The 16,124-nt window shown below is 40.4% G+C and carries 18 protein-coding genes and 3 pseudogenes; 16 read left to right on the top strand and 5 right to left on the bottom strand.

The window, feature by feature from the left end:
• The first annotated feature begins 56 nt into the window (after positions 1–56).
• A complete protein-coding gene (locus ACSF8X_RS21150) occupies positions 57–680 on the top strand; it encodes a hypothetical protein (RefSeq protein ID WP_500851350.1) in 624 nt (207 codons plus the stop codon).
• A gap of 364 nt (positions 681–1,044) precedes the next feature.
• Here the strand turns inward: ACSF8X_RS21150 and ACSF8X_RS21155 are convergent.
• A pseudogene (locus ACSF8X_RS21155) lies at positions 1,045–1,185 on the bottom strand (IS4 family transposase); the annotation flags it as partial.
• Between the two features lie 134 nt (positions 1,186–1,319).
• Between ACSF8X_RS21155 and ACSF8X_RS21160 the strand changes: the two are divergent.
• The 5 genes from ACSF8X_RS21160 (at position 1,320) to ACSF8X_RS21180 (ending at position 5,465) form a co-directional block, all read left to right on the top strand.
• Complete coding sequence (locus ACSF8X_RS21160) at positions 1,320–2,279, top strand: DUF6602 domain-containing protein (RefSeq protein ID WP_500851351.1); 960 nt, start codon at positions 1,320–1,322, stop codon at positions 2,277–2,279.
• A 647-nt stretch (positions 2,280–2,926) separates the two neighbouring features.
• Complete coding sequence (locus tag ACSF8X_RS21165; RefSeq protein ID WP_500851352.1) at positions 2,927–3,301, top strand: hypothetical protein; 375 nt, start codon at positions 2,927–2,929, stop codon at positions 3,299–3,301.
• A 150-nt stretch (positions 3,302–3,451) separates the two neighbouring features.
• Positions 3,452–3,931, top strand: coding sequence for a hypothetical protein (locus tag ACSF8X_RS21170; protein ID WP_500851353.1), 480 nt, complete (start codon positions 3,452–3,454; stop codon positions 3,929–3,931).
• A 124-nt stretch (positions 3,932–4,055) separates the two neighbouring features.
• Complete coding sequence (locus ACSF8X_RS21175) at positions 4,056–4,388, top strand: hypothetical protein (protein WP_500851354.1); 333 nt, start codon at positions 4,056–4,058, stop codon at positions 4,386–4,388.
• A gap of 555 nt (positions 4,389–4,943) precedes the next feature.
• A complete protein-coding gene (locus ACSF8X_RS21180; protein WP_500851355.1) occupies positions 4,944–5,465 on the top strand; it encodes a hypothetical protein in 522 nt (173 codons plus the stop codon).
• Here the strand turns inward: ACSF8X_RS21180 and ACSF8X_RS21185 are convergent.
• Positions 5,465–5,587 (bottom strand): annotated as a pseudogene (locus tag ACSF8X_RS21185) (IS4 family transposase); the annotation flags it as partial. The gene ACSF8X_RS21180 and the pseudogene ACSF8X_RS21185 sit on opposite strands and share 1 nt — an antisense overlap.
• Positions 5,588–5,703: 116 nt before the next feature.
• On the opposite strand from ACSF8X_RS21185, the gene ACSF8X_RS21190 reads away from it, so the two are divergent.
• Together ACSF8X_RS21190 and ACSF8X_RS21195 are read left to right on the top strand one after the other, a co-directional pair.
• A complete protein-coding gene (locus ACSF8X_RS21190) occupies positions 5,704–6,171 on the top strand; it encodes an RDD family protein (RefSeq protein ID WP_047878924.1) in 468 nt (155 codons plus the stop codon).
• 366 nt (positions 6,172–6,537) lie between these two features.
• On the top strand, positions 6,538–6,951 hold the full coding sequence (locus ACSF8X_RS21195) for a hypothetical protein (RefSeq protein WP_500851356.1): 414 nt from the start codon (positions 6,538–6,540) through the stop codon (positions 6,949–6,951).
• Between the two features lie 186 nt (positions 6,952–7,137).
• Here ACSF8X_RS21195 and ACSF8X_RS21200 read toward each other — a convergent pair.
• Positions 7,138–7,364, bottom strand: a pseudogene (locus tag ACSF8X_RS21200) (IS110 family transposase); the annotation flags it as partial.
• 116 nt (positions 7,365–7,480) lie between these two features.
• Here ACSF8X_RS21200 and ACSF8X_RS21205 point away from each other — a divergent pair.
• From ACSF8X_RS21205 to ACSF8X_RS21235, 7 genes are all read left to right on the top strand, one after another.
• Positions 7,481–8,059 carry a DUF4272 domain-containing protein gene (locus ACSF8X_RS21205; protein WP_047878926.1) on the top strand — a complete coding sequence of 193 codons (579 nt, stop codon included), beginning with the start codon at positions 7,481–7,483 and terminating at the stop codon, positions 8,057–8,059.
• Positions 8,060–8,187: 128 nt separating this feature from the next.
• Positions 8,188–8,901, top strand: coding sequence for a hypothetical protein (locus ACSF8X_RS21210; protein WP_500851357.1), 714 nt, complete (start codon positions 8,188–8,190; stop codon positions 8,899–8,901).
• A 123-nt stretch (positions 8,902–9,024) separates the two neighbouring features.
• Complete coding sequence (locus ACSF8X_RS21215; protein ID WP_500851358.1) at positions 9,025–9,459, top strand: hypothetical protein; 435 nt, start codon at positions 9,025–9,027, stop codon at positions 9,457–9,459.
• 73 nt (positions 9,460–9,532) lie between these two features.
• On the top strand, positions 9,533–9,859 hold the full coding sequence (locus ACSF8X_RS21220; protein WP_500851359.1) for an immunity protein PIM1 family protein: 327 nt from the start codon (positions 9,533–9,535) through the stop codon (positions 9,857–9,859).
• A gap of 645 nt (positions 9,860–10,504) precedes the next feature.
• Positions 10,505–10,885, top strand: a complete 381-nt coding sequence (locus ACSF8X_RS21225) for a DUF7668 domain-containing protein (protein WP_047878930.1) — start codon at positions 10,505–10,507, stop codon at positions 10,883–10,885.
• Between the two features lie 212 nt (positions 10,886–11,097).
• On the top strand, positions 11,098–11,580 hold the full coding sequence (locus ACSF8X_RS21230; protein WP_500851360.1) for a P-loop nucleotide/nucleoside kinase family protein: 483 nt from the start codon (positions 11,098–11,100) through the stop codon (positions 11,578–11,580).
• Positions 11,581–11,939: 359 nt separating this feature from the next.
• Positions 11,940–12,461 (top strand): DUF4823 domain-containing protein, encoded by a 522-nt coding sequence (locus ACSF8X_RS21235; protein ID WP_047878932.1) that lies wholly within the window; start codon positions 11,940–11,942, stop codon positions 12,459–12,461.
• A gap of 122 nt (positions 12,462–12,583) precedes the next feature.
• On the opposite strand, the gene creC is transcribed toward ACSF8X_RS21235, so the two are convergent.
• Both creC and ACSF8X_RS21245 read right to left on the bottom strand, forming a co-directional pair.
• The gene (gene creC / locus ACSF8X_RS21240; RefSeq protein WP_500851361.1) at positions 12,584–14,026 is read right to left on the bottom strand and encodes a two-component system sensor histidine kinase CreC; all 1,443 of its coding nucleotides are present in this window, start codon (positions 14,024–14,026) and stop codon (positions 12,584–12,586) included.
• Positions 14,026–14,727 carry a response regulator gene (locus tag ACSF8X_RS21245; RefSeq protein WP_500851362.1) on the bottom strand — a complete coding sequence of 234 codons (702 nt, stop codon included), beginning with the start codon at positions 14,725–14,727 and terminating at the stop codon, positions 14,026–14,028. The genes creC and ACSF8X_RS21245 overlap by 1 nt, the downstream gene beginning before the upstream one ends.
• Positions 14,728–14,947: 220 nt before the next feature.
• Here ACSF8X_RS21245 and ACSF8X_RS21250 point away from each other — a divergent pair, with 220 nt between their 5' ends.
• Complete coding sequence (locus ACSF8X_RS21250) at positions 14,948–16,120, top strand: cation:proton antiporter domain-containing protein (protein ID WP_047878935.1); 1,173 nt, start codon at positions 14,948–14,950, stop codon at positions 16,118–16,120.
• The last annotated feature ends 4 nt before the right edge of the window (positions 16,121–16,124 follow it).

Raw genomic sequence — 16,124 nt, forward strand, 5'->3', positions numbered from 1 at the left:
TCCGTTCACTAAATAGCTCCGAGGACAAAAGGTACACGACTACTTCTCAAGGAGGCTTGAATTATCGTACGACGTGCTCTAGCTGTAACAATGATTGGTTAGGGCAAAAATACGATCCTGCTTTGGCTGAACTGTTCAATGAGGTTAAACTTTTGGCAGAGTCTGTTTCCAAGGGGTACTTGTCATTACCGCCATGCAAAACCTACTTTGTAAGGCCGCAAAGGTTAGCGAGGTCTGTTATTGGGCATATTTTAGCAGGTAATGCTGTAGACATTGTTCAGCAAGACACACCGCATGCACCGATGTATCAAGTAATGACTGATTACTTTTTTGACGAGACATCCCCTTTGCCCGATGAACTCGAAATTTACTACTGGTTTTATCCTTTCAACGATATTCGCATTGCTCGAGCATTTGGGAGTAAATTGGGGGCAGCAGAGCCAATAGTTGGTGACTTACTAAAATTCTTTCCATTTGCGTTCTGGGTAACTTGGAATCAACCTAAAGACATTAACTTGAATCTAGGTAAATTGTTGCCAACTCGAGACTTATCGATTGATGAACCTTCGCAGCTAACTATAAATTTTGATAGCTATCCACCAATCTATTTTCCGGAGGCTCCTCAAGAAAATGGTATGACAGTATTTAATTCTAAAATGGTTTCGGTGGGTACAAAGTAAAAATCGTATAACACATATGAGCCTTTGGGGTGTCAAGGGGTAAAGCTGTCCCCCTTGGCTGCGTAGCAGCCAATATAATCGAACAACAAAGCTGTCTACTTCGCTCTGGCGATTATCGTCGCTTACGACAAACACATATTGAGGGTCTCTTACTGCGATCTCACCACTGCCTGCTAGTTTTACGCAGGGCCACGGTTAACCCGAGCAGGCACTATTCAAAGAGAATGGCTGCTTCCGCGCCAGTTAGTTTCAGGCTCGGCTCAGGTGTAAGCAACTTTGTTGTTCGTATTGATGCGCAACAATGGGATGGCTAATCAAAGCAAAGGGTCTTGAACAACCAATGCACAGCAGATCCAGTGAAGGCTGAGATGCCTAGTAATGTAAGGGTCAGCGCATCGTTATTTAGTAGTGCTTTCACCGAATCCATCAGTGAGTTGAGTCGCTTTTTGTGAATGCTAGGGCATTGTTCTCTAAGGGAGTCGTGTAGTATTTGAATATCACGCATCTTGTTTTCTTCTTTTGTTTTTGTGGTGAATTCATTAGATCAGAAGGCAGGATGCGTGTCTACTTATTGAACAACAAGGGAATTTTGTGGGGATTCCTAAGTTGCAGGCGTTATACGTAATTTTTGGAGTTAGGATGCCAGACAAAGTTAAACATGAACTTGTTGATTTCATGGAAGCTGTAACAACGGGTATTCAAAATGAATACAAAAGGATTCAACGCAGGGTTAGCGAAGATCCTGGGACAGCCGGAGATGAGGGCGAGGAAAACTGGGCTGAACTATTAAGAAATTGGTTACCATCCAACTATGAAGTTGTAACTAAAGGAAGAATAATCAGTAGTAAAGGTCAAGCAAGTCCTCAAATTGACATAATAGTACTTAAACCTTGTTATCCTACTTACTTGAAAAGTAAAAAGCTATATTTGGCAGGCGGTGTAGCCGCAGCTTTTGAGTGTAAATTAACGTTAAAACATCAACATATCAAACAGGCATTCTCAACAGCAAATAAAATAAGAGAATTGTTAGAGACAAAAACTAGCTCTCCTTTAAAAGAAATGAATTCTCCAATTGTTTACGGGATTTTGGCGCATTCACATAATTGGAAATCTGAGGGTGCTACGCCGATTGAAAATATAAATAAAGCTGTAGAGCAATATGATAGAGAATTTATCACTAAACCCGCAGAGTGTTTAGATTTCATTTGTGTTAGTGATTTAGCTACATGGTCAGTTATGAAATTCCCTGCATTTATGAATGTTGACACTACAAAGTCTCCTCCAAGACCTATTAACCATCCATTTCCAATTACGCATTATGGTGTTACTCATTCAGGAATGTTTCAACAAGGATCAGAAGCAAACTCGACTACAACACCAATAGGTGCTTTTCTGGGACTGTTACTAAATAGAATGTCGATTTATGATTCACCCTTAAAAGATTTTGCACATCATTTTAGGTCTACTGGTGTTTGGAATGGAACGAGAACTATTTGCTCTCGAACTTGGACTCTATCAATCTTTTCTGATGAGGCTCAGAAAGAATACCATGAGAGAAACTTAAGTGACCCTAAGGTGTATTTAAAAGAGTTTTTGTAACGTGCTGAAATTACGTATAACAGGGCTACATTGACTCCCCCGGTTGACAACAATAGCTGCCGATAAGATACGGTTTGGGACTGCCAATCTACATTCGGTCTGTTTGTTGGCTTATTTGCCATGACCCCTGATGACACTACGCGGTTGCGGTTCCTCATTCGTTAGAAGGCATCGGAAATGCCCGCCTCTCAACAAGCCCTTTGCTCCAAAGGCTGAAGAGATCGGTCTTATTGCCTATATTGGTAATGGCGGCCCGAGCACCGTGAACCACAGCAATAGAATGAGATCGAAATGCTGGTGTACTTCCACTAAGCACTAACGACTGAGCAACAAAAATCCACTCATAACAAAGCTGGGCATGAGACTGTCCGGCTTTTTATTTCGCCCAATATCAATCCCCTGCCCGACTCAACTCTCGAAAAGCCTAGCGATAACTCGCTAAAAATGACCAGCATTGACCAGCTAATAACGAGACCTCAAATGCTCGCTTTACCCAAGCGAAAACAGCCATTAAGCAACGATAATTTTATGCAAGTTATTGACTTAAATGGATACTGATAAGAAAATCATACGCAATTAAGCGTGTATTATGCTAGGGGAAAGCGAGCATGCTGTTTAATACACTGTTATAACTCAAAGGTATTCCAGTGAAATACAAGCTCATTAAATCAATGATACATAACTTCACTCACTCGTTTGTTGGTGGTTGCAACTATGTTGATGACGCTTTTATCTTTGAAGATTTATTTAAGCTTGCAAGGCTTCAAAAAGGTGAAGTTGTCACTGTCACATGGCACCCAGTCAAAACTGAAGAGCTGTTTAAACTTACACCACGAGTGCGTAAATCTATCGGTTACTACCGTGACTGGTTTCCTAAACATGCTGCAAGCCATGGCGTTTCGTTAGAGCACTTAGCTGAATATCGTACAGAAGTCTTTATGGCAAAAAATCATCAGATATACGTAAGAGCCGTAGCCGTCGATGATCGTGGAAAAGAGTATTCATGCTATGTGAGGTCATGAGTTATAACAAGGCAATCAAGGTGATGCGTTACACTCGGCATTTTTGGTTTGAAGTTCGGTGCATTTTGTTAGTTTAGTGTGGGGCAACTTATTGCGTACGTTACATGCTTTGGACAGAGTTTAAGTATAGTTTCAATGAGTATCAAAATAATGAAATTGTCTGATTTAGAATCATTATTTATTGAAGAGCTAGAAGCATATATGTCTGAGTGGACATATGTTAAAAGTCAGCGGCAATTTAAGAAGATTGTAAAAGGAAATACTTGGTATTTTCATATCAACTGTATTAAGCATGTGTCTGATTTCGATGTTGTTGGTGACGTAGCTATTGAATTTAAAGCAAAAAAGGAAAGGATTTGTATTGTCGGTGCTGAACTTGGAAATATCAGCGGTGTTGGGCAAAAGAGGTTTCCTGTTGCATCAGAGTCGCAAGCTAAGGAATCTGCTTTAGAAATATATAAGTATTTTGAAGAGTATGGTTGTAAATTTTGTCGTAAGTATAGTGAACCTCATAATGTCATTAATACACTAAAAAATGGTGGTAAAGAGGCGCTATTGATTAGTCCATTTGTAAGCAACCATAAAGAGCAAATTATTAGTCTAACAAACCCTATTAAAATCAGCATGTAACAAGGCCATCAACACTCGGCATTCTAGGTATGAATTTGGCTTTAGTTTTGCGGTGGTCAATTAAATCTTGTCGTAATGTGTTGCTGGAATTTTATGGCAGGTCGTTAGGTGTTAGGAGGTCAAATTGTCAGAAAAAGTAATTTTTGCAGACTTTGCAAATAATGACTTGGTTGAGTTTAAGTATAATGTCGACCCTTGGGACTCTACGTTGAGCGCAATTGAAATGGTGTCTCACGACCGGAATGGCATGTTCAAAAGCTTCAAGTTTGAAGGTGTGTCTAACCTAGAAATTGAAAAAGGCTTCAGTGGATATCTTGGTGGTACAGCGATTATAGATATCAGTGGCCGTCAATGGGCGCATGCTCAAATAGAGGTTCATAACTATGAGTCTGACTCAGGGATTTCCTTTTTGGCTATGAGCTTTTCAGTTTCAGAAGTCTCGGAGGCATACACCTAACAAACGCAATAATGGCGACCCGAGCACCGTGAACCACAGCAAGGGGATGAGGTCGAAATGCAGGTGTACTTCCACTAAGCACTAATGACTGAACAACGAAAAGCCTAGCGATAACTCGCTAAAAATGACCAGCATTGACCTGCTAATAACGAGACCCCAAATGCTCGCCCCGCAACGCACAAAGATAAGACATTGATATTATTGAGAATTAACACTTCCAATTGGTATTAACGAGGTCTCATTAATACCGAATACTCGCTTTGCTCAAGCAAATAACAGCTATTAAGCAACAATGATTTTATGCAACCTATTGACTTAAAAGGATGCTGATAAGAAAATTGTGTGCAATTAAGTGTGTATTAGGCTGGGGAAAGCGAGCATGCTGTTTAATACACTGTTATCTTTTGCTCGAAGAATTTAGTCGGAAGTTGGTTAAATGGACAAGAAAGTTTAGATTTATAATTTTGTTTCAGTTTCATGTGTGATGATATTAGAGTGATAATGGACGGTGAATCAATTGTCACTAAATTAAGATTGTTATTTTAGGTTATAAATATGAAATCATGCTTTTTTTTGATGTTGGTACTTTTTAGTAGTTTCTCTTTATCTGCTGAATTAATTACAAAGAATGTGCTTAATGGAAGAGTGTCTTTACTGATTCCACAACAATTTACTCAAATTCCGGATGATATTTTAGAAATTAAATACCCTAGTTCCCGGAGGCCGACAGAAGTATTAAGTGATGATAGTGGTAGTATTTCTCTAGCATTTAATCATACAAACACAGTTATGGAATCTTCCGATATTCCTGAATTTCATCATGCGATTTCTAAAATGTTCCATAACTTATATCCATCAGCTAAATGGTTTCGAGATGAAATTATTGAACGCAATGGCAGAAAATTTATTGTATTGGAGCTTATCACCCCTGCAATGGATACAGAAATTCATAATATCATGTACGGAACATCCGTTGATGGTCGATTATTATTCATTGCCTTTAATACTACCATTGAGCAGTCAAAAGAGTGGCTTCCTATTGGTAAAAAAGTTATGGAATCACTGACAATAAAATAATAATTACTCCTTGCCATCGTAATTAGCTCTTGTTGTGCCCAACGTAATGTCGAGTTTGTGATGTGATATTCAAGTCGTCGAAAAACGTCTTTTCCGATTCTGACGAAGAATAGAACCAGCCTCGCGGACTCCGAACGTTTTCGTACTCAGACTCACCAAGTGTGGCAGAGTCTGGATGAGGGGGTGTCCATGTCATTCGTTAACTTGCGAATAAAATTTATCTAAAAAGGAAACAATTATGGAAAATATACAAGATAACTCGTATCGATTGGCTTCTCGATGGTCACGAATAGGAGCTTCGGTTGTAGATGGGTTAGTACTTGGTATTGTTCTGCTACCTTTGGCTTATTTTACTGGTGGCTTTGACGGACTATCTCAAACCCCTCCAGTAGAGCCATCTTTTGGGTATAAGATTGTAATGGCAGTCTTAGGCTTTGGCTTATATTGTGCGGTTAACTGGAAAATGCTGAAGCAATCTGGTCAAACAGTAGGAAAGAAGGTCTTAAACATTAGAGTCGTTAACATCGACGGAAGTCCAGCTAAGGTTCAAGACCTCATATTTAAGCGTTATGCATTTATGTTATTTCTTGTGTATATCCCTTTTATTGGGGGACTTTTGAACTTGGTTAATCTAGCAATGATTTTTGGTAAGCAAAGAAGAGCACTGCATGACCGAGTTGCCAAAATGCGAGTAATCTCAAATTAACAATTAACACATATAAGCCATCGGGGTATCAAGGGGGGAGATCTACCCCCTATCCCCTTGGCTGCGTAGCTGCCAATATAATCGAACAACAAAGTTCTCTACTTCGCTCTGATGATAAACCCTCCCTAAGGGCTGACGAGATATTTGCAAACGTTGCAAGAACCTTCGAGCTTGATATTGTTTTTAAGATCAATGCATTGCATACAGGATATTCACCGTGGATACTAAAACTATTCTTGGCAAAATCAATGCTATAGATAGAAAGTAACATGATAGCCGCTGAACGTATTTTTACTCAAACTCGCCAAGAGTGGCTGAGTCTAGATAAGGGAATTTCATGTCATTCATTAAGTTCATGGAGGATAAATGGGACTAATACTCGGGCCAGTTATTATTTTTTGGATGGTATCTTTCTTTTACTCTTGGCGTATGGGATATATTATTTTTATAGATAAACCATTCTTTCCCTATATAGTATCAGTGATCCTCATCGCAATCATCGTGGCTTTAATATATGTTTTTATCGGTTTGTTTACGTTTAAAGATCACCGAGAGCTTGCAATGTTTGAAATACCCTGGTTTTTTCTTTTAAATAAACATTCATTCCTTATATTTGTTTCATCTATGTTAATTTACTTTTTTGGAGGAAATATCTTTAATGGCGATATACCAAAAACCATAATTTTTATTCTTGCATTTTCGATCTCTTTGGGAAGCTTAGTTGGATGTTTTAGTGCTAGTGCATTTATGCAAAAATACAATATATCTGAGACGCATTAATAAACTTAACACACATTGAGGGTCTCCTACAGTGGTCTCACTGCTGCCTGCGACTAGGCCTAACTTGGCGTCCCCTTGGCCATACATCGTAGCAAGCACGATTCAAATAGAATGGCTATATCAGCGTTAATTAGTTTCAGGCTCAGGTGTAAGCACTTTATTGTTCGCGTTGGTGCGCAACAATGGGGATGCCATGATCTTAACTATATGGCCGAGCTTGGTTAATTCTCGCGCCCAGTAATGGGAACTGCCGCAGGCTTCCATTCCGATAATGGCAGGCGCAAGTTGACAAAGAATGTAAGTACTTTTGCTCGAGATATTGTTTTGTGGATCAGGGTGTTGCCATTGGCATCCTCACCGTGGATACTGAAGAAATGTTTGGCTAAATCAATGCCATAGATAGAAGGTGACATGGTGGCCACCGAACGTTTTCTTACTCAGACTCACCAAGTGTGGCAGAGTCTTGATGAGGGGGAGCCCATGTCATTCGTTATGTGTCACCCACTAAATCATAGGATTAGATAATTCCATGGAAGAGATTGAAGAGGATATCAAAATTAGAACCTCCAAAGAGGTTGCAGAGCGGGTCCTTGGATTAATTGCCTCAGTAGGAAAGGTACACTTTCCAGAAGAAAATATTAAATGGATCAAAAATAATAATATTGAACAATATTTATCTACCTTAGAATCTGAATTCATTAACACACCAAGACCAGACCACCAAGATCTAGTCAACTTCTCTTGGAGAGTGGAGGCACTTGTTTCTTTACTCTGGTGCTTGAAAGGCTTGGATGAAATGCCCGCTTTTGATGAACAGTTTGATATTTGGGAAAATGAGCTAGTTATTAAAGCTGTTAGCAATACAAACGAATTTCTCAACTGTGCAGAATTAAGAGACAGCGAAGCCATAGACAATATGGAGTCTTTTTTGTACCACCAACATTGGCGTGTTAGAGATCGAGATCTTGGTTTTAACAACGACCGACCAGGTGAAGACGATCCCGATATAAACGAGCTTGATTCTGGTATTGTTTACGAGCGTCGTTACGGCATGAGTTGGGTGTCAGGCTTCGGCGAATCATGGGATGACGTACCAACAGACACATAACAAACGACTATGGCGTCAATAGCTAAATTTTAGCCATGTTTACCTACTCGCGATTAGCGTGGCTGATCATGAGGGCTTCGGTAATGGTGAACTGATAGATATCACAAGCACAAACTGATACGGCTGTTATGTCTAAGGTAGCAATGACAAACCAAAATTCGATATTAGGCGGTTTTATCATAGTAAAGGTAAACCCAGATAGTTCTGGATTGAAACATTATGTCAGTGTTTCTGCTGATATATGCCCACAGTTTCCAGGCGTAGCCGGATTCTGGTGGAATGACTATACAAATCGTAAACAAGAAGATTATTTAATCAATACTGGTATACCCATAGCACGTTACACAGAGATTAAAGAGTGGGCTCAATGCGCTTTTGAGATCAAATTCGGCTGGGTCAGCATATTCTATGCGCTTAGCGACGCAAAAGAAGCAAAACGTCGATTTTTTAGAAATGACCCGTCTATTCGAATCATTGCCATCGGTTTTTCAGCCCAAGATTCTATTGACCTTCTCGATGGTTGGACTCCAGATAGTAACAAACCCATTATTGGAGAGCGAGCATTACTAAAGATGCTATTTTTGGGCAACAATATTCCGGAAAAATGGCCAACGTTAGGGTATGAGGTAGTCGAATGCTCATCAGGGATGCTTGGGGAGTCCTGGATGATACAAGATGGCCTTATCGAAAAATGCGCCATTGCAACCGGCCAAGTAATACCTGAAACAGGATTGTGTGAAACGTTTGAATCTGCGGAACTATGTAGAAAATACATAGAAAAAAGTGGTATAGCCGATGAGGAAGGGCCATGGTTTTCAATACAATTGGTAGATTGCACATAGGACCATGAATAGATTATATAGCAGAAAAAACAGCTTCAAACGACAACAGCGAATCGACACTTAAGGATTAAATGTGCAACAAAGCACCCATTATGTCATTTCCAATAAATTTTAGGAATATACATGTTTCGAACATTAATACTTTACAGCATAATTTTCATTAGCTGTCCTAGCTTCAGTTCATTTGAGATAAATGGCACATATAAGCAATATATAGAAGATGGTATTTATTCAACATTAACTGTTGAAAGAAATGACCAAAATAGTGTATTCATATCACTTGATTGCCAATATGGCCCACCAAATTTCAACTCTGGAATCGTAGTAAAAACGCTTTTAGCGTTAAATGACAATGCTGTTCGTTATAATAAAGTATATATTGATAATGAACCTTGCATAATTGATATAAAATTTTCTGAAAACAAAGCGATTGTTTCTCAAACTGCAGGACATGGCGCAGTCTGTGGTTTTGGTATGAAAGTAATATGTGACGGGGTCTTTACAAAAAATCCACCATTAAAAACGAACATCTCACTCCATAGTAACAATAATCGATGATTCATTGGATTTATTGTTGACTTGATAAAACGTTAATAAGAAAATTAAATAAAAGTAATACTATACGTAAAATATGAATAAATTAATTAATCACTTAAGAACGTTGTCTACTAGTGAGCTCGATGAAATATTAGATAAGAGAGACTCTGATATTTTTGATTGCGCTTGGTGCTCTGCAGATGCCGCAATACCTGAACCTGCAACGAGATTCAATACGAATAATATATTTATAACGTTATCAGAAGCTACTAATAGCCATGAGATTTGTTCTTACATTTCGGATGATCTTGAGTTAATTCATAAAGCCAAGGTTGCTTCTTATAAATCAGAATTTATTGATTATTTAGAAAAGAGCTACGAAGAAGGAGCTATTCCATGCGAATGGAAAACTAACGTTTAGCCAAAAACCAAACTCATAAAGTTAGGCAAAGCCTGGATATTGCTATATACCTAGCAAAATGCTTTCTTCGAAGAAATCTATCTCATTAATTTCAAGAGCCAGATTCTTTTGCAAATTTCACAGAAATACCAAATAAGTATAAAAAAGTAATATCTAGTAGTATAAAACAGACTATCACCTATAGTTTTAATATCTAAAAATGACAGTCACTTAGAGCTCACACTAACAAGAGTATTATCTCTGCTTGAGAGGCTATATATTCATAATCAAGAGTATAAACACAAAACTAATACCAATAGAAAATCTATTCCCTGAAATTATGGTTGGTACACCAACTCCAATGATTTTTACTGATGAACATGTCGTTAAGTTGGCTTACATCGATACTGAAGATTATGTGGCATTAGTTACCTTTGATCATTACTTCGAATTTCGTATGGGTATCCGGCAGAAAATGCTATATCTAAAAACCTTCTTGGGGAGAACCAAATTATATTCGCAATCTATCCACTTCCCATGAACGTAGATTTGACTGTATTAAAAGTGGTTACGGGATAAAAACATGCGTTAATTACCCTAAAACAAGCATTAATAGATGAAGTATGCAACAATAGCTAAAATAGCGTTGGACGATAAGGAGTAAAAATGACCAATGTGCCTATTATAAAGGATGATGAAAATCAACATCCAATTCCCAGTGCTTGGCGACCTATATTCTCAAAAGTTATAAATTCTTTTGTTAATGGTACCTATATGCCCTCTTTAGGATTTGAAAATGTTAAGCCGATTACCAAAGAGACCGCAGAATATATAAAAGAAAATATAGATGCCTATGGAGAGACATTAATTCCTCTACCCGATGAAGCATGGGAATCTTCAGTTTGTATGTGGATGGGAAATCATTGGGATGTACTTATCGATCTTTGGACGGCTGACGCAGGCGCGAGTGATCTAGTTCTTGGGGCAAAAGTTTTAGAGACAGATGGCGGTCATATCATTGAAATTATTATGGTTTATGTACCTTAAAAATACATTCACTATGCCAATACGAGTGTGATATTCACTTGGCCAGTATAGATGCTCCAATTTATACAGTACTAGGCGAAAAATTGCAAACTCTACACGAATCTTAGATCTTGATATTATTTTTTGGTTCACCATCTTGCCTATATAATATTGGCCGTGGATACTTATATTTAGCACAATCAATATCATTGATTATAAGATAAAGAGGAATTATGACTAAAATCTATTTCATCTGTGGATTTATTGGTTCAGGTAAAACGACCTATTCCAAAGCTCTTGCAGAAAAACATGGAGCCTTTAGATTTTCCATTGATGAATGGATGATCCCTCTCTATGGCGAACATATGGAACGCGAGGTCTTTGATAACCGACTGGCTACTCTTCAAGGCTTATTCAAAGAGTCTGCAATACAACTGTTTTCTTTAGGTGTTCCAGTTATTTTTGACTTTGGTTTCTGGAGTAAAGCTGACCGGGATGCTTTTACTGATTGGGCATCAAATGTAGGTGTTAGCTGTGAAGTTCATTATCTAGATGTTCCTTTCGACACTTGTAAGCAGAGAGCATTTTCTCGTAACTCAAAACGGAATGGTAAGTCTTACGAAATGACACCGGAAATGCTCGAATTATTCTGGTCTTGGTTTGAGATTCCAACCTCAAGTGAAAATATCGTGTGGGTTAAGTCAATACCTATCTGAAGTATTGAACAAGCCTCCTCCCCTCTTACTATGTTAAGACTTTGAATTATTATGAAAATAACCGCTATTATCATCATGATGATATCGATCTATTTAAGCTGAAAACCCTACTACCTCAGATTTTTTCTACAAGCCGGAAATTAGCAAAAAAATAAACATCTTTAATCATGATATTATTGGTGCATCAAACTGTTGCCTTTGGTATCCTCGCCGTTGATAATGAAGTGTTATATCAAAGAAAATCGATATCGCAGATAAAGAGTGATCTTGATAACTTATCAAGATTTTCCAAGTATATCAATATCTGGATATGAGCTAATCCTTGTCATTCATCATGCATTCAATAATATTGGGGATATATGAAAAAAATAATTATAGCCGCATGTCTTTCATCGCTTTGGGGATGTGCAGATTCACATAATTTAAATATTGCTGAATCAAATGTATCAACAAAAATTAATTCAACAAATTCTATCTATATTGCACTATCAAAAGATGGATCATATGGTAATCATTATTATACTGGTTCAGGTAATATGTTAAGCAAAACCATTCAATCAAGTCTGCTTAAAAGACTAAATAACGTTGAAATTGCAAAACAACCAGAGTTATTTAATGATGCTTTAATTTCTGCCAAACAAGGTGGCTATGATTATTTATTCTATCCAACAATAATGCATTGGGAAGATCGTGCAACAGAATGGTCAGCAAAACCGGACAAGGTGACAGTAAAAATTTCAGTTATTGATGTTGATACTCAGGCAGAGATTAAATCAGCTATTGTTGATGGAAAAAGTGGTCTAGCTACCTTTGGTGGTGATCATCCACAGGATCTTCTTCCTATTCCAGTTGAAAAATTCACAACAGCACTATTTAATTAATTCATTGAATAAAAAATAATACATAACAGATAAGGATAGGTGCTCAACACCTATCCCCACAACTAACTCTGAATGTTCCCGCTTGCTTTTATTCTTCCCAGTATAGGGCGGAATACCCAAATCTAAACAGAAGGAAAAAACAAGGTAACTTTTACACCGTTATCTTGGTTAGCTATCTCAAGTTGCCCTCTATGCAACTTGACAACCTGCTCAACGAAATTTAGTCCTAACCCCGTGCTCTTCATTCCATTTTCACGGGCCAATGAATAAAAACGCTCCGTTAACCGCGACATAGCATAATCAGGGATCTGCGGGCCGGTATTACTCACAGACAGTGCCACACCCTGTTTGGAACGTGTTGCCTGCCATTCAATGACACCACCTTGGTAGACAAAATCCAACGCATTATCCATCAAATTAAACAGGGCCTGCTTTAACAGAAAACTGTCACCGAGCACCATAGCGCCTTCATCAACCGCCACGTTGCAGATAATTGCCTTAGCACTTAGCCGAGCATCGGATGCCTGCACCACCTCATCCACCGCATCATTAAGGGAGATCGGTACCAAGGTTTCAAGCTGCGGCCGTTTTTCTAGCCGGGCCAATTCCAATAGCTTGTCGATCAAAGACTGCATACGATCGCTCTCGCGCTCGATATTATTGGCGAAACGGGCAATTTTCTCTTGTGGCAGTGGCATCTGCAATATTTCGCTCGCCCCCTTGATTGCCGAAAGCGGGCTTTTTAGCTCATGGGTCAAGGTTTGCACGTATTCCTCGACATACTGCTTGCCATCGAGCTGGTTGCGCATGTTTTCCAACGCGTCACTCAGGGTGTCGTACTCATAAAAAATACGGAATGTCGGCTTGGCCACTTTTTCACCCTGCCCCATTTTCAGCGCGTAATTTTCAAGCTTATTCAAGGCACTGTGCGTACGCCACGCAAACAGTGCACCGGCAACCAGAATGATGACACTCATCCAAACTAGCCAAAACAGAACATTGCGCTTTGAAAGATCGATAAAAGGCTGGATAGAACGGTTAGATTTTGCCACCGTCACACTGCCGATAATTTCACCATTATGATAAATCGGCGCGGCAACATGCATAACAGACGACAACGGATCATTTGGATCTTCAGCCGTGCTGCGAGCACCATACTGACCTCGCAGCGTCAGGTAGACATCATTCCACTCCGAATAGTCCTTGCCCACGTCTTTCTGCCATGAATCGGCAATCACTATGCCGTTTTTATCGGTAATATAAATCCGGTGGTTGATTGTATTTTTACCCACATCCCAAATTTTGGCCTGCGGCTCACGATTGCCATAAGCGGTTAACAAGACGGCAAAACGGCTTTCAGCAATGCGCCCGCTGGCTACATCTTCCTCTGCCAGTACTGCCAGCAGGTTCGCCATATCCACCAGCGTTTCTTCCGTTGTTTGGCGGACTGTCGGCTTCAGTTCATGGATCACCGTTTTGCTTACCATGTAGGCTGTTATTACCACCAAGATGAAACAGAGGAAAAACAGTCGTAACCCTAGCGGGATCCTCGGCCAGCGCGTCATCACTCACCCTTTACACTGTAAAAGTAACCAAAACCACGCTTGGTACAAATGCGGTCAGAAAGCCCAAAAGGCTTGAGCTTGTTGCGGATAGCCTTGATGTGAGAATCAATATTACGCTCATAAACCGCTTCAGGGGCCATGTCGGCGGCAATCATCAACTGTTCACGGCTGAGTATATTGGCCGAAACGGACACCAGCCGATCCAGTATTTTATATTCGACGGCGGTAAGACCTAACATCTGCCCATTGACGCAATAATCAAACTGCTGCGCCACCAGCACATCTGCCTGAACGCTATCAGGCCGTGACTGAGGCTTCTCAGCAGATACAGCCGCGCGTGATTTAATCCGTAGCTTGATCCGCGCCAGCATTTCTCTCGGACTGAAGGGTTTTGTCACATAATCATCGGCCCCGATTTCCAAACCGACAACCCGGTCGATTTCATCATTTCTCGCAGTGAGAAAGATAATCGGCACATCGGAGAACTCGCGGATAGTCTTGCACAGCTCAAAGCCATTGCCATCCGGCAAACCGACATCCAGCACCAACAAAGCGATATCGTTCGCCCTCAGATATGCCAATCCCTCACCTGCCGTGGCAAACCATGCCGGGTGATAGCCGTCCATTTCCAATACGTGGATCAGGTTCTCGGCAATAGCCTGTTCATCTTCAATGATGACAACCGTTGATTTTTCACTCACTGATGCGCCCCGCCAAACGAATTCTATTATTAGTAAAACAAGCAGTTATCTGCACTGTTATTCTGTGAGGCCAAGACTAGCGGATTACCCGACGCTTAGCAAAGGCGTCTGCAGCGCTTTCAACCCAGTTATCGACATACCCTTCAAATAAAAAAGACCAGACACCAGCCCCCTATCATAGACCACACTGTAATAGGTGAATGTATAGAAACGGTATGCCATGCAAATCGACCTCGCCTCCTTGATATTCCAACTCTGCGCTATCATTATCAGCGCGGCGCTTCTTGGCACCTTGTTTCTGTATGCGCGGCAACCGATCATCCTTGCCTACTTTGCCGCTGGTATCCTGATTGGCCCCCAAGGGCTCAACCTCATTACCGATGCCGACAATATTACCCAAATCGGCCATCTCGGCGTGATCCTGCTGCTCTTCCTGATCGGACTCAATCTCCAGCCCAAGAAGTTAATCCTGCTCTTTCAGGAAAGCGCCCTGATCACCCTCGGGACTTGTGGATTTTTCTTTGCTATCACCCTCGCCGTATGCTTGATTATCCAGCTGTCATTGACAGACTCGCTCGTCGTTGCTGCGGCCATGATGTTCTCAAGCACGGTAATTGGCCTTAAGCTTATTCCGACAACTACCTTGCACCACAAACATATGGGGGAGGTAATGACCAGTATTTTGCTGGTGCAGGATATCCTGGCTATCTGTGTCATCATTTTTCTGAACATGGGCGATGGTAATGCCATGTGGCTGAGTTTTGTTTGGATGCTCGGCAAATTTGCCCTGATCACCACCTTAGCTTTCGTCGGGGTCCGGTACATTATCCTGCCGTTGTTCCAACGTTTTGATGTGATTCAGGAGTACAGTTTTGTCACCACCTTGGCGTGGTGCCTGCTATGGGCAGAGCTTGGACATCAAGTGGGGTTGTCTTATGAGAGCGGGGCATTTATTGCGGGAATTTCTATTGCTGTCAGCAAGGTCTCTCAAGCCATCGCGGTTCATCTCAAACCGTTGCGGGAGTTTTTCCTTATCCTGTTCTTTTTCGCCATCGGTGCCAAGATGGATATCTACCACAGTAACTTCTATACCTTATTGGGCATTGGGTATGGCATTGGATTAGTCGCAATCAAATTCTGGGGATTTACAACGGCATTCAAGCAGGCCCATGAAAAAGGGCCGTTGACCAATGAACTCAGCGCCCGCCTCAGCCAAGCCAGCGAGTTTTCTTTTTTAGTGGCCTATGCGGCGATACAAGCCGAAATCTTATCGTCAAACGCAGCGACCTTTATTCAGATCACCACCATGACAACCTTTATCATTTCAACCTATTGGGTGGTCAAACGCTTTCCCACCCCAATTTCAGCAGACAAAAAACTACGGCAGGATTAGAACC

The organism is Photobacterium panuliri (genome assembly GCF_059920555.1).

Coding starts and splice junctions, on each gene's coding strand:
- ACSF8X_RS21160 (WP_500851351.1), top strand. CDS start 1,320: ATGCCAGACAAAGTTAAACATGAACTTGTTGATTTCATGGAAGCTGTA.
- ACSF8X_RS21170 (WP_500851353.1), top strand. CDS start 3,452: ATGAAATTGTCTGATTTAGAATCATTATTTATTGAAGAGCTAGAAGCA.
- ACSF8X_RS21180 (WP_500851355.1), top strand. CDS start 4,944: ATGAAATCATGCTTTTTTTTGATGTTGGTACTTTTTAGTAGTTTCTCT.
- ACSF8X_RS21190 (WP_047878924.1), top strand. CDS start 5,704: ATGGAAAATATACAAGATAACTCGTATCGATTGGCTTCTCGATGGTCA.
- ACSF8X_RS21195 (WP_500851356.1), top strand. CDS start 6,538: ATGGGACTAATACTCGGGCCAGTTATTATTTTTTGGATGGTATCTTTC.
- ACSF8X_RS21205 (WP_047878926.1), top strand. CDS start 7,481: ATGGAAGAGATTGAAGAGGATATCAAAATTAGAACCTCCAAAGAGGTT.
- ACSF8X_RS21210 (WP_500851357.1), top strand. CDS start 8,188: ATGTCTAAGGTAGCAATGACAAACCAAAATTCGATATTAGGCGGTTTT.
- ACSF8X_RS21215 (WP_500851358.1), top strand. CDS start 9,025: ATGTTTCGAACATTAATACTTTACAGCATAATTTTCATTAGCTGTCCT.
- ACSF8X_RS21220 (WP_500851359.1), top strand. CDS start 9,533: ATGAATAAATTAATTAATCACTTAAGAACGTTGTCTACTAGTGAGCTC.
- ACSF8X_RS21225 (WP_047878930.1), top strand. CDS start 10,505: ATGACCAATGTGCCTATTATAAAGGATGATGAAAATCAACATCCAATT.
- ACSF8X_RS21230 (WP_500851360.1), top strand. CDS start 11,098: ATGACTAAAATCTATTTCATCTGTGGATTTATTGGTTCAGGTAAAACG.
- ACSF8X_RS21235 (WP_047878932.1), top strand. CDS start 11,940: ATGAAAAAAATAATTATAGCCGCATGTCTTTCATCGCTTTGGGGATGT.
- creC (WP_500851361.1), bottom strand. CDS start 14,026: ATGACGCGCTGGCCGAGGATCCCGCTAGGGTTACGACTGTTTTTCCTC.
- ACSF8X_RS21250 (WP_047878935.1), top strand. CDS start 14,948: ATGCAAATCGACCTCGCCTCCTTGATATTCCAACTCTGCGCTATCATT.